10 protein-coding genes and 1 tRNA gene are annotated in these 12,445 nt (G+C 71.5%); 7 read left to right on the top strand and 4 right to left on the bottom strand.

Features of this window, described 5'->3' with window-relative positions; genetic code table 11:
• Positions 1-177 precede the first annotated feature (177 nt).
• Positions 178-492, top strand: a complete 315-nt coding sequence (locus ACIRPU_RS17220; protein WP_403867607.1) for a YrhB domain-containing protein — start codon at positions 178-180, stop codon at positions 490-492.
• Positions 493-609: 117 nt separating this feature from the next.
• Here the strand turns inward: ACIRPU_RS17220 and ACIRPU_RS17225 are convergent.
• Together ACIRPU_RS17225 and ACIRPU_RS17230 are read right to left on the bottom strand one after the other, a co-directional pair.
• A tRNA-Ser gene (locus ACIRPU_RS17225) sits at positions 610-696 on the bottom strand.
• Between the two features lie 118 nt (positions 697-814).
• Positions 815-2,446: a S1C family serine protease gene (locus tag ACIRPU_RS17230; RefSeq protein WP_403867610.1), complete on the bottom strand. Its 1,632-nt coding sequence runs from the start codon at positions 2,444-2,446 to the stop codon at positions 815-817.
• 291 nt (positions 2,447-2,737) lie between these two features.
• Between ACIRPU_RS17230 and ACIRPU_RS17235 the strand changes: the two genes are divergently transcribed.
• The 3 genes from ACIRPU_RS17235 (at position 2,738) to ACIRPU_RS17245 (ending at position 5,599) form a co-directional block, all read left to right on the top strand.
• The gene (locus ACIRPU_RS17235; protein ID WP_355703628.1) at positions 2,738-3,574 is read left to right on the top strand and encodes a glycerophosphodiester phosphodiesterase; all 837 of its coding nucleotides are present in this window, start codon (positions 2,738-2,740) and stop codon (positions 3,572-3,574) included.
• A 209-nt stretch (positions 3,575-3,783) separates the two neighbouring features.
• Complete coding sequence (locus ACIRPU_RS17240; protein WP_355703629.1) at positions 3,784-4,422, top strand: ATP-binding protein; 639 nt, start codon at positions 3,784-3,786, stop codon at positions 4,420-4,422.
• Positions 4,423-4,633: 211 nt separating this feature from the next.
• Positions 4,634-5,599 carry a DUF5926 family protein gene (locus tag ACIRPU_RS17245; protein ID WP_403867615.1) on the top strand — a complete coding sequence of 322 codons (966 nt, stop codon included), beginning with the start codon at positions 4,634-4,636 and terminating at the stop codon, positions 5,597-5,599.
• Between the two features lie 277 nt (positions 5,600-5,876).
• Here ACIRPU_RS17245 and ACIRPU_RS17250 read toward each other — a convergent pair whose 3' ends face one another.
• Entirely contained in the window at positions 5,877-6,431 is a 555-nt protein-coding gene (locus ACIRPU_RS17250) for a hypothetical protein (protein ID WP_403867619.1), read from the bottom strand.
• A 56-nt stretch (positions 6,432-6,487) separates the two neighbouring features.
• Complete coding sequence (locus ACIRPU_RS17255) at positions 6,488-7,153, bottom strand: bifunctional DNA primase/polymerase (protein WP_355703632.1); 666 nt, start codon at positions 7,151-7,153, stop codon at positions 6,488-6,490.
• Between the two features lie 524 nt (positions 7,154-7,677).
• Here ACIRPU_RS17255 and ACIRPU_RS17260 point away from each other — a divergent pair.
• The 3 genes from ACIRPU_RS17260 to ACIRPU_RS17270 all read left to right on the top strand — a co-directional run bounded on the left by ACIRPU_RS17260 (position 7,678) and on the right by ACIRPU_RS17270 (position 12,308).
• Positions 7,678-9,213, top strand: a complete 1,536-nt coding sequence (locus ACIRPU_RS17260; protein ID WP_403867976.1) for a SpoIIE family protein phosphatase — start codon at positions 7,678-7,680, stop codon at positions 9,211-9,213.
• Between the two features lie 104 nt (positions 9,214-9,317).
• A complete protein-coding gene (locus tag ACIRPU_RS17265; protein WP_403867622.1) occupies positions 9,318-10,811 on the top strand; it encodes an aminopeptidase P family protein in 1,494 nt (497 codons plus the stop codon).
• A 129-nt stretch (positions 10,812-10,940) separates the two neighbouring features.
• Entirely contained in the window at positions 10,941-12,308 is a 1,368-nt protein-coding gene (locus ACIRPU_RS17270; protein WP_403867625.1) for a PLP-dependent aminotransferase family protein, read from the top strand.
• The last annotated feature ends 137 nt before the right edge of the window (positions 12,309-12,445 follow it).

Below are 12,445 nucleotides of genomic sequence, written 5' to 3' on the forward strand. Positions count from 1 at the left end.
TTTAGGCAGCCACTTTGGGGGGAGCCTCGAAGATCATGGCCCCAACGTCGTGCTTTAACGGGCAGGTCCACAGACTGCCCGACGCGCCGGAAGCTTACGGGGCCATGATCACTCCCCCCAAAGCAGCTCCAGCCCAAAGCCGCTCCGCCGACCTCTCGTCCTCCGTAGGCTCGCGTTGTGATCACAGCCGAGCAAGCCAGAGAGATCTTCGACGCATTTCTTGCCCAAGCAGCGCCCTACCCCCCGGAACCGGGCGTTACTGCTGTGTCCATCAGCGCGCAGGAGCACCGCTTCGGGTGGGAGTTCCGGTATCAAAGCTCGACGTACGCGCAGACAGGCAATCTGCGAGACATGTGGCTCGGGACCGGGCCCGTCGTCGTAGACCGCCGCGACGGCCGCCTACAGGAACTTGGTGGCAGGCAGTTTGGTGACACGGTCGCTGAGTACCAGCGCATGTACGACCAAGAGACGATCACTGACGGGACGCCGTGATCCGTGCCCCTTCCGTGCCCGATCAGGCGGGGAACCACGGACAACACCGGGCGATGACGGTGTGCACAGACGACAACGGCCCCCGACCATTCATCCTGGCCAGGGGCCGTTCACCTGCGGTGGGTGTGGGATTTGAACCCACGGTGACATCGCTGCCACGACGGTTTTCAAGACCGTTCCCTTAGGCCGCTCGGGCAACCCACCCCGCGCCGTTCGTGATCGGCGGCGCGGGGACAAGAGTAACGGGTGAGCACGCGCGCGTGCGGGTCAGGCGGTGCTGAACCGGGGAGGTACGCGCGCGTGGCTCGGGTCGGCGTGGGCGTCAGCTGTCGCCCTTGCGGGAGCCGAGGGTGAGGTCGACGGTGTGGGACTTGCCGTCGCGCTCGTAGGTGATCGTGACCTTGTCGCCGGGCTGGTGCGTCCAGATCTCGCCGATGAGGGTCGGGCCGCTGTCGATCACCATGTCGTCGAGCTTGACGATGACGTCGCCGGGCTTGAGGCCGGCCTGGGCAGCCGGGCCGCCCGACTCGACCGCGGAGGCTCCGCCCTCGGCCGTGTCGGTGATCTTCGCGCCCTCGGTGGAGTCCGCCAGGGAGACGGACGCGCCGATCTTGGCGTACACCGGCTCGCCGGTCTTGATCAGCTGCTGGGCGACGTACCTGGCCTGGTTGATCGGGATGGCGAAGCCGAGGCCGATCGAGCCGGACTGGGTGGTGCCGCCGAGGCCGCCGCTGCCGGTGGACTGGATCGCGGAGTTGATGCCGATGACGTTGCCCGAGGCGTCCAGCAGCGGGCCGCCGGAGTTGCCCGGGTTGATCGAGGCGTCCGTCTGGAGGGCGCTCATGTAGGAGGCGGCGCTGCTGGTGCCGTCGCTGGAGGCCACCGGGCGGTTCTTCGCGCTGATGATGCCCGTCGTGACCGTGTTGGACAGGCCGAAGGGGGCGCCGATCGCGATCGTCGAGTCGCCGACCGCCACCTTGTCGGAGTCGCCGAGGGTGAGCGGCTTCAGGTCCGAGGGGGCGTTCTTGAGCTTGATGACGGCGACGTCGTAGCCCTGGGCGTGTCCGACGACCTCGGCGTCGTACTTCTTGCCGTCCGGGAAGGTGGCTGTCACCTTGCCGCCGTCGACCGCGTCCGCGACGACGTGGTTGTTGGTGACGATGTGGCCCTGGGTGTCGAAGACGAAGCCGGTGCCGGTGCCGCCCTCGCCGCTGCTGGACTCGGCCTCGATGGTGACCGTGCTGGGCAGCGCCTTGGCGGCCACCCCGGCGACCGTGCCCGGATCGCGCTTGACGTCGCCGCTGTTGGTGGAGGCGGAGACGGTCGTCGAGCCGGTGTCGTCGTCGTTCTTGGCCAGCGTGTAGCCGAGTCCGCCGCCCAGGCCGCCCGCGACCAGCGCGGCGACCAGGATCGCGGCGACGAGCCCGCCGCGGCCGCGGCCGGACTTGGGCGCGGGCTGCTGGTAGGAGGCGCCCCAGACGGTTCCCTCGGGGCCACCGGGGCCACCGGGGCCGCCCGGTCCACCGACTCCGCCGACTCCACCGGCGGCGACGTCGCCGTAGCCGGGGGTGCCGTACGCGTGCGTGCTCGCGCCGGCGTCGGCGTAGAGGGGCGTTGCCGGGGCCGGGTTCGGCCAGTCGTCGGCGGCGGCCGGGGCTCCCTGCGGGGCCGGGGACGCCTGCGGAGCGGCCGGCGGCGGCCAGTCGCCGTCGACCGGGGCCGACGCACCCTGGGGTGCGGTGGGCGGCGGCCAGTGGCCCTCGGGCGCGCCCGCTGGGGCGTGACCGGCTTCCGGTGCCTGCGCGGGCGCCGCCGGGAGCGGAGTCGTGGGCGCGCCGGCGTCGGGCGCGGGCGCCTGCGGGGAGGCCGAGGGAGATTCCACCGGCACGGGGGGTGCGGACGGGGCCGGGGGTACCTGGGTGCCCTCGCTCTTGCCCTCGTTCTCGGTGCTCACAGCTCTACTCCTCGATCCACGGCTGTTGTCGTCGGTCGCACTAGGTCGCACTCGGTCACGCTCGTCAACGCTTGTCGCGCTTTCGCGCGCTTTGTCGTCGACCCGGCGCGCTGAAGCTGTGCATGTGCTTTTGTACATCTCAGCTTTTCCCACGGGCCGTCAGAGCACCATAAGCGGTGGCTGTGGATCCTTGACCACTCCTTATATGGGTCATTACGCATAATAAGTGCGCATCATCGAAACATCTCAGAGGGTTCTCAGACGACAGGGCGCCGATGGCACCATGACGCGGTGACCCACGCACGGCAGCACCACATTCAAGTCGTCGCCCACCGCGGGGCTTCCGAGGAGGCCCCCGAGCACACCCTGGCCGCGTACAAGAAGGCGATCGAGGACGGTGCGGACGCCCTCGAGTGCGATGTGCGGCTGACCGCGGACGGCCATCTCGTCTGCGTGCACGACCGCCGCGTCAACCGTACGTCCAACGGCCGCGGGGCGGTCTCCGCCCTGGAGCTCGCCGACCTCGCGGCGCTGGACTTCGGCTCCTGGAAGACACGGGAGGCCCGCGAGGCCTGGCACGCGCGCGAGGAGGACCCCGACTGGGAGGTCCGGCCCGAGGACCGTGAGGAGACCTCCGTCCTGACCCTGGAGCGGCTGCTGGAGCTCGTCTCCGACGCGGGGCGCCGGGTGGAACTGGCCATCGAGACCAAGCATCCGACGCGCTGGGCCGGACAGGTGGAGGAGCGGCTGCTGGCGCTGCTGAAGCGGTTCGACCTGGACGCTCCGGCCACGGCGGCCGAGTCCCCGGTACGGATCATGAGTTTCTCGGCCCGCTCGCTGCATCGCGTGCGTGCCGCCGCGCCCACGGTACCGACGGTCTACCTGATGCAGTTCGTCTCGCCCCGGCTGCGCGACGGGCGGCTGCCCGCCGGGGTCGGGATCGCCGGCCCCTCGATGCGGATCGTGCGCAACCATCCGGCGTACATCGAGCGCCTGAAGGGGGCCGGCCACCAGGTGCACGTGTGGACCGTGAACGAGCCGGATGACGTCGATCTCTGCGTCGAGCTGGGCGTCGACGCCATCATCACCAACCGCCCGCGCGAGGTGCTGCGCCGACTGGGTCGCTGAGCCCCGACCGCCGGAGTAACAGAAGTCTCAGAAGTAACAGAAGTAACAGAAGGCGCTGACGTCACAGAAGCCCCGTCCATAACTCTTGACCTCACAGCGCCGTTACAGCATCCTCCGTTCTCAGCCATACCGTCCAAAATTAGCCACTCGCTGACAGGCCCTTCACAGGGAGTGCTCCGGCGCGTTCGGTCCGTGTTCGATCATGACGAATGCGTCGCCGGGGCCGCATTGGCCGGTTTCCGGTACAGGCCAATGGGGCATTCACACCGTGGCGTGGGGCGAAGGAGGTCTCGGGGGTGGCGTTGGTGGTGGCACAGGAGGTGCCCGCGTCGTCGAGCATGGCCGTACCCCATGGCCCTGCGGGCGTGGGGAACGCGAGACACCGCATGCGCGATCAGTTGCGCACGGGCGGGGTGTCGGAATCGGTCATCGACGACGCTGTACTGATCCTTTCCGAACTCTTGAGCAATGCGTGCAAGCACGGCAGGCCACTGGGCGACGCCCTCGCCGGGGACGGCGACGTCCGGGCCGCGTGGCGTGTCGATCCGGGTGGCCGGCTGGTGGTCGAGGTGACCGACGGCGGCGGCCCGACCCGTCCGGCCCCGGCCACCCCCTCCGTCACCGCGCACGGCGGCCGCGGGCTCAACATCATCACGGCGCTGGCCGACGACTGGGGCGTCCGGGACGACGCCCGCGGCGAGGTCACGGTGTGGGTCGTCGTCCACGCGGACGTCTACGACCCCGACGCGGGCTGCCGACGCGACGACTTCGCGTCCCGGGTCGCGGCCCCTTCGGTGGCGTCGATGCCCGGCCTGAACTTCGCGGACGCGTTCGACGACCTGGACTAGACCGGCGACGGCTCCGGAGACCGTCGGAGACGGCCTGGACCAGACCGGAGACGGCCGGAGACGGCCGGAGACGGGAACGGGGAGATCCGCAGGGCGGAGCGCGGTGATCCGTTGTCCACAGTCCCCGCGTCGTCCACAGGTTCCCGTGACGGAGCGTACGAACGGCTAGGCTCCCGCCGTACCAGACGAGCCGTACCCGGGAGACACCCAGATGGCCAAGAAGCGACCTCAGACGAAGGCCAAGCGGCCACAGCTCACCGACGCGGACATCCCGGTCGTCGGCGCGCGGGAGCCCTGCCCGTGCGGCAGCGGCCGCCGCTACAAGGCCTGTCACGGCCGGGCCGCCGCACACGCCGTGACCGAGCTGGTCCAGCGCCCCTTCGAAGGCCTGCCGGGCGAGGGCGACTGGGTGGCGCTGCGTGAGCTGGTGCCGGCCGCCACGGTCGAGCTGACGCTGAAGGGCGGTCTGCCCGAGGGCGTCCCGTCCGTCACGCTGGCCACCGTGCTGCCGATGGCCTGGCCCGCCCTGCGCCGCGACGACGGCTCCGTGCTGCTCGGCCTGCAGAACGACACGCCGTCGGGCGACATCAGCCGCGACCTGGCCGACACCCTGCGGCGGGCCCTGGAGGCGGACCCCGGCACTCCGGTACAGGCGCGCCGGGCCCCGGCCGACGGCCCGCGGATGCAGGATCTGCTCGACTCCGAAGGCGTGTTCGAGCCAGTTGTGCACAGCGGCTTCGAGTTCTGGGTCCCGGACCCGGAGAACGCCGCGCCGGAGGTGGCCGCCTCCCTGGAGCGGGCCAACGCGGCGGCGATCCCGACCGTGAAGCTGACCGGTGCGGACGCCGCGTACTGGTGCGAGACGCCGGACAAGAACCACCTGCGCTGGGTCATGCCGCACCCGGAGGAACGGCTTTTGGACGCCCTCGCGCGGCTGCACGCGGCGGGCCGTTCGAGCCTCGGGGAGGGCACGCGCCTGGTCGGCTCCTTCCGGGCGCACGGCCTGACCGTGCCGGTCTGGGACCTGCCGAGCGCGGTCACGGCGGACGACGTGGAGAAGCCGGCCGCCGAGTTCGCCGAGCGGCTCGCCACCGCCCTGGCCTCGGACGAACCGCTCTCCGCCGACGAGCGTCGCGCGCGGGGCGGCCTGACCAACCGACAGGTGACGCTCAGCTGACGCACAGGTACGAACCCCGGCCGAACTGACCGACCGGTCAGCATCCCCTGCGTCGGCGTGCGGCGTGACTCCACTCACAACTACCGTCCGCGCAGGGTGAGTCGGCGCGAGAAGCGCCGATTCGCCGGTGTCCGGAATACCGATGAAAACAAGAGATCGAATTTGCTTGGAGCAGATCTCTTGTTACCGTTCGAAGTGCCCGGTTGCTGATGCATCCCCCGTCGTCAGCAACCGGGTCTTTTCATGTCCGGCTCCGTTTACAGTGCGCAGTCGCACGTCAACTCCCCGCGTTCGCGCGGGAGTTGCTCCCGGAGCGCAGCAGCAGCGGCCTGTCGTCGGTCACTCGCGCGAACTCCGCGACCGCCGTGTACGCCGCCAGTTCGCCCCGGGTCCGCTCATGGGGTGTCTCGCAGGATTCCGGCTCGTCCTCGGCGCCCACCGCGCAGCGCGTCCGCACGGTGCGCCCCTCGGGCCCCATGAGGCTCAGGAAGGCGTCCAGGGCGCGTCCGGTGGCGTTGCGGTAGTAGGTGCGCGCCCAGCTGTCCTCACCCTGGGACAGCACGCAGGTCTGCGCCTCCACGCCGTCGGGGGAGGTGAGTTCGGGGCCGCAGCGGGCGGCGGTGGCCAGCCCCAGACCGAGCAGCAGCGGGGACCGGGAGGGCTCGACGGGCGGCGCCTTCGGATCCCTGCCGCCGGGGGCACGTGTATCGGCCACTTCGACCGCGCCGGCCGTACGCCCTTCGTCGCCGACCGGCCCCGCGGACGCCATGGCGAGGGGCAGCGCGATCACGCCTGCCACGGCGCCCCCGAGAGCGAGGAGACGAAGGTTCATGTAGCGGAAGATAGAGGGCGAACGCCGGTGTCCTGTCCGGCGCGCGCCCGACACCCCTACAACTCGGGTGCGCTCACACCCGTACGAGTGAGGGCGTCGACGACGGCGTCCACCACGGCCTCGACGTCGGGCACCCAGGGCGAGGCCGAACCGGGCAGCGGCGCGCGCTCCCACCGGATGTCGCCGCGGCCCGTCTCGGACGGGGGCAGGGCGATGTAGCCGCCCTCGCCGTGGAAGCGCAGCGAGCCGGGCACGAAGTCCTTGGCGTAGAGCAGCTCACCCAGCTGCTCCATCGTGTACGGCCGGACGAGGATCGACCAGCGGGTGGGCGAGGCGACGACCGGGCCGAGGCGGATGCCCTGCCGGTCGAGCGCCACGAGCGCGCGCGAGGCCGGGAGGGCGGGGAGGCTGACCGCGCAGGGGGCTGTGCCCCCGGTGGCCAGGACGATCGGTGCGGTCGGCCGGTTGGTCCACCACCAGCGCACCATGCGCGCTTCGGTGGTGGCCGCGAGAAGGCCGGGGTCGAAGGGGTGAGCACCGGGGACCGTGCACTCCGGGTCGGGACAGCCGCAGCGGGAACGCCCCTGCGGGTCCGCCGGCACGCCCGGGAGGACGGGCCACTGCCATTCCGTCGCGAAGGTCAGGGCCGAGTCGATCAACTCAGGTCCTCTGTCGCTGGACTGGGACAGGAGCCTGCGTCGCTTTCCGAGGATCTCGCGCATGAGCGCTCGTTCCTTTCCGTTGCACCGCTGGCAACACCGTGGGCCACATCACATCATGTGTCGATCACTTCACTGTGCGTACCTGTTGGCGCATCACACCCCTGTACGGGACAGGGGGAACCCCTCAGGGTCGAGCGGTGGCTGCTTCCGCGGCCACTCCGTCCGACTTGCATCCATCTAATGCCTGGGCGTGGCGTGGGGTGGCGAAGTCTGGCGTTTACCGTCGCGCGTATTTCTCTCCGCCTCCGCCACGGGAGGATGGGGCACGGTCGTCGATGACTATGACGCCCGGGCCGGTCACCAGGTTCCGGAAGGCTCCCTACGAGCTCCCAACGACACCTGGCCCTTACCGAGTACGTACCCATCACGACCGCTGTGACGCTCCGTGGAGCAAGCCCAGTCGACCGCAATCACCCGTTACCCGAGGCATTTTTAAGCCAACTTTACAATTACGCAAGGGAGCCGGAAGAACTGTGCCCGATTCTCCCGAAGACCCCACGGACACCAGCAATCCCAGCAGGACAATGCTGGACATCCCCTCACGAGTGCGTGTACATGTGGAGACACCGCTAGCGGCGCAGAATGACATGGGGGTTTGCGATGCTTTTGAGCAATACGCTCCGGTCCGAGAGCCGGACGCCATGAATGCCCCTCACCCTCCGAAAGTGGCTGGAATCGATTCAACGGTTCCCTCGCCCGCACACACTGTCGCGCCCGCGCCCGCCACCTCGGGCGCCCCGGCGGTCCCTGCGGCCCCCTCCGGCGCACCCGGCTCCACCGGCCCGGGCGCTCTCCTGACCGACCGGCTCGCCGGCTGGGTCTCCGATCTGACCACCCTCCACGAACTCACCGAGCGCCTGACCCGCACGGACGCCCTGCCGGACGCCCTCCAGGAACTGCTGCACGCCGGAGCCGCCCTCGTGGGCGCCCGGCGCGGTCTCGTCGTCCTCGAGCCCGCCGACCGGCTCGGGCCGGACAGCATGATCGGACTGGGCCTCGGCCGCGCCGACCTCGGCCATATCGAGACCGTGCCGCGCAGCGCCCTGTCCTTCGGTCGCATCCTCGAGGGGCTGCCCGGCGGCGAGGGGGAGATCGCCGAGCCCGACCTGTTCGCCGAGGACGGCATGGACCCCCGCCACCGCGAAGTGGCCGCCCGCCTCGGCTACGCCGCCAGCTACGCGCTGCCCCTGGAGACGGACGGCGCTCCCGGCCGCCTGGGCGCGGCCGTATGGCTCTACGACGAACCCGCGGAGCCGGACGAGCGTCAGCGCCACCTGATCGGCCTGTACGTCCGGTACGCCGCCGAGCACCTGGCGCGGCTCCTGGAGCTCGAACGCACGCGCGCGTGCATGAAGACGATGGCCGAGGAACTGCTGCCCTCCCGGCTGCCGCGCGTGCCAGGCGTCCAGCTCGCGGCCCGGCATCACAGCGGCCCGCGCGGCGGCGGCGACTGGTACGACGCGCTGCCGCTGCCGGACGCCGCGCTGGGCCTCGCCGTCGGGTCCGTCACCGGGTCTGGACCGAGCGCGGTCGCCGCGATGGGCCGACTGCGCGCCTCCTTGCGGGCGTACGCCGTGATGGAGGGCGAGGACCCCGTCGCCGTCCTGTCCGACCTGGAGCTGCTGCTGCGGCTGACCGAGCCCGCCCGGTCCGCCACCGCCCTGTTCGCCTACTGCGAACCATCCCTGCGCAAGATCACCCTGGCCGGCGCCGGGCACTGCCCGCCGCTGCTGGTCGGCGAGCGGCGCACCCAGTTCGTGGAGACCTCCGTCTCCGCCCCGCTGGGCATGCTGGCCTGCTGGGAGGCGCCGAGCGTCGAGCTGGAGGCCGAGCCGGGCGAGACGGTTCTGCTCTACACGGACGGCCTGCTGCACCGCACCGGCGACCCCGTCGACCGCGCCTTCGCCCGGCTGCACGCCGCCGCCGCCGGGGTCCCGAAGCCGCTGCGGCACGACCCGGGCGCGATCGCCGACCACGTGCTGCGCACGCTGCTGCCGGACGGGACGGCCGAGCGGGACAGCGACGAGGACGTGGTGCTGCTGGCGGCCCGCTTCGAGTGACGCTGCGGTGACATCGGGTGACCGGCCGGCAACAGGTCCGTCGGCGCTGGGCCCCCTTACGTACGTCCGTACGATGGAGGGGGTCCAGTGCCGTATCAAGGAGGATGACCGTGGCCGACGAGCTCACCCCGGCTGTGCCGGATGACGCTGCCACCGCAGCGGGCCCGGAGACCGAGTCCGAGGAGCCCATCAAGCAGCGGAAGAACGGCCTGTACCCAGGCGTCTCCGACGAGCTGGCCGAGAGCATGAAGTCCGGCTGGGCCGACACGGAACTGCGTGACCTGGAGCCGATCGCCCAGGCCGCCGAGACCGCCGCCCGCCGCGCCGCGCTCTCCGCGCGCTTCCCGGGCGAGCGCCTGGTGGTGCCCGCGGGCAACCTGAAGACCCGCTCGAACGACACGGAATACGCCTTCCGCGCCTCCGTCGAGTACGCGTACCTCACCGGCAACCAGACGGAGGACGGCGTCCTCGTGCTGGAGCCCGTCGCCGAAGGCCACAAGGCCACCATCTACCTGCTGCCGCGCTCCGACCGTGAGAACGGCGAGTTCTGGCTGTCCGGTCAGGGCGAGCTGTGGGTCGGCCGCCGGCACTCCCTCGCCGAGGCGGAGCAGCTGTACGGCATCCCGGCCTCCGACGTGCGCGCGCTGGCGGACCGGCTGCGCGAGGCCACCGGCCCGGTGCGGGTCGTGCGCGGCCACGACGCGGGCATCGAGGCGGCCCTGACCGACAAGGTCACCGCCGAGCGCGACGCCGAACTGCGCGCCTTCCTCTCCGAGGCCCGCCTCGTCAAGGACGACTTCGAGATCGGCGAGCTCCAGAAGGCCGTCGACTCGACGGTCCGCGGCTTCGAGGACGTCGTGAAGGTCCTCGACAAGGCCGAGGCGACGAGCGAGCGCTACATCGAGGGCACGTTCTTCCTCCGCGCGCGGGTGGAGGGCAACGACATCGGCTACGGCACCATCGCCGCCGCCGGTCCGCACGCCTGCACGCTGCACTGGGTGCGCAACGACGGCCCGGTCCGCTCCGGCGACCTGCTGCTGCTCGACGCGGGCGTCGAGACCCACACGTACTACACCGCCGACGTCACGCGCACGCTGCCGGTCGACGGCCGCTACAGCGAGATCCAGAAGAAGATCTACGACGCCGTGTACGACGCCCAGGAGGCCGGCATCGAGGCCGTCAGGCCCGGCGGCAAGTACCGCGACTTCCACGACGCCGCACAGCGCGTGCTGGCCGAACGGCTCGTCGAGTGGGGCCTGGTCGAGGGCCCGGTCGAGCGGGTCCTGGAGCTCGGCCTCCAGCGCCGCTGGACGCTGCACGGCACCGGTCACATGCTCGGCATGGACGTCCACGACTGCGCCGCCGCGCGCGTGGAGTCGTACGTCGACGGGACGCTGGAGCCCGGCATGGTGCTGACGGTCGAACCCGGTCTGTACTTCCAGGCCGACGACCTGACGGTGCCCGAGGAGTACCGGGGGATCGGCGTCCGGATCGAGGACGACATCCTCGTCACGCAGGACGGCAACCGGAACCTGTCGGACGGCCTGCCGCGCCGCTCCGACGAGGTCGAGGCCTGGATGGCTTCGCTGAAGGGCTGACACATCGCAGGTCGATGGCCGGGTACTGGTGGGTGCCCGGCCATTCACCTGCCCAGGAGGACTTCTGCCCGGGAGGACTTCTGCCCGGACGGACTCGTGTCCAGGGGCGCTTCTGTCGAGGGGGACTGCGTGAACGACTTCTGGTCCGGTGTCGGCGTCGACCTGCATCTGGAACCGGATGCCGCGGAAGGGCGGCGGGCCGGGCTGGAGCGGGCTCTGCGGGACGCCGTGCGGGAGGGGCGGCTGGCGCCCGGCAGCCGGCTGCCGGCCACCCGGCGGCTCGCGGCCGAGACCGGCATCTCGCGCAACACGGTGAAGGCCGCCTACGACCAGCTGGTCGCCGAGGGCTATCTGACGGCGCGGCAGGGCTCGGGCACCCGGGTCGCGGCCCTGCCGTCCGACGCCGCCGAACCGACGGGCGCCGCCGCACGCGCGCGTGAGCCGCGTTTCGACCTGCGGCCCGGGAGCCCGGACGTCGGGGCGTTCCCGGCCGCGGCGTGGCTGTGCGCGCTGCGCCGGGCCATCGCGACGGCGCCCTCACTGGCGTACGACTACGGCGACCCGCGCGGCCGCATAGAGCTGCGCACCGCCCTCTCGGGGTATCTGGGGCGGGCGCGGGGCGTCATCGCGCCGCCGGAGCGGATCGTGATCACCTCCGGGTACGTGCAGGGCCTCGCGCTCCTCACGCGCGTGCTGGGCGACGCCGGGATCGCGATGGAGGACCCGGGGCTGCCCTTCCACCGCGAGGTCGTACGACGCAACGGCGGGACCGTGACGCCGGTCGCGGTGGACGAGCGCGGGGTGCGCGTCGGGGAACTGGGCGGCGCCGGAGCCGTCGTCGTCACGCCGGCGCACCAGTACCCGACCGGTGTGACGCTGCATCCGGGACGGCGACGGGCGCTGACGGAATGGGCACGCGCGCGTGACGGGCTGATCGTCGAGGACGACTACGACGGAGAGTTCCGCTACGACCGCCAGCCGGTCGGCGCGCTCCAGGGGATGGCCCCGGGACAGGTCGTCTATCTGGGCACCGCCTCCAAGACGCTCGGGCCCGCGCTGCGGCTCGGCTGGATGGTGCTGCCGCCACAGCTGGTGGACGCGGTCGCCGACGCCAAGCTGCACAGCGACCACCACACCGAGTCCATCGGGCAGCTCGCGCTCACCGAGCTGATCCACAGCCACGCCTACGACCGGCACGTGCGCGCGTGCCGGCTGCGGTACCGCCGCCGCAGGGACCTGCTCCTGGAACGGGTGGGCGCGCGCCGGGGCGTGCGCGGGATCGCCGCCGGGCTGCACGCGCTGGTGGAGGTCGACGACGAGGCGGAGGTGCTGGCGCGCGCGGAGGGGGAGGGGCTCGCGGTGGGCCGTCTCGGCGAGCACTGGCACACTCCCGGCGCGGGACGCCCGCAAGGGCTGGTCGTGGGGTACGGGACGCCCCGGGAGCGGCTGTACCCGGAGGCGCTGGACGTGCTGACGAAGGTCCTGGGCCGGGACTGACCGGACCCGGGCCGGCCACGGATCCGCACTGGACCGGACCCGGGTCAGCCTCGGATCCGACCTGGAGCGGCCCGGATTGGACCAGCTTCACGGCCCGTGATTGGTGCTGTCGAGCGGCCCACTGCGGCTCTAGCGTC

The organism is Streptomyces sp. NPDC102259 (assembly GCF_044766465.1).
Taxonomy (GTDB): domain Bacteria; phylum Actinomycetota; class Actinomycetes; order Streptomycetales; family Streptomycetaceae; genus Streptomyces.

Excerpts from the sequence above, each read along its gene's own strand:
- ACIRPU_RS17265 (WP_403867622.1), top strand. The coding sequence starts at position 9,318 with ATGACCGTGGCCGACGAGCTCACCCCGGCTGTGCCGGATGACGCTGCC.
- ACIRPU_RS17245 (WP_403867615.1), top strand. The coding sequence starts at position 4,634 with ATGGCCAAGAAGCGACCTCAGACGAAGGCCAAGCGGCCACAGCTCACC.
- ACIRPU_RS17260 (WP_403867976.1), top strand. The coding sequence starts at position 7,678 with ATGCTGGACATCCCCTCACGAGTGCGTGTACATGTGGAGACACCGCTA.
- ACIRPU_RS17255 (WP_355703632.1), bottom strand. The coding sequence starts at position 7,153 with ATGCGCGAGATCCTCGGAAAGCGACGCAGGCTCCTGTCCCAGTCCAGC.
- ACIRPU_RS17240 (WP_355703629.1), top strand. The coding sequence starts at position 3,784 with ATGCGTCGCCGGGGCCGCATTGGCCGGTTTCCGGTACAGGCCAATGGG.
- ACIRPU_RS17250 (WP_403867619.1), bottom strand. The coding sequence starts at position 6,431 with ATGAACCTTCGTCTCCTCGCTCTCGGGGGCGCCGTGGCAGGCGTGATC.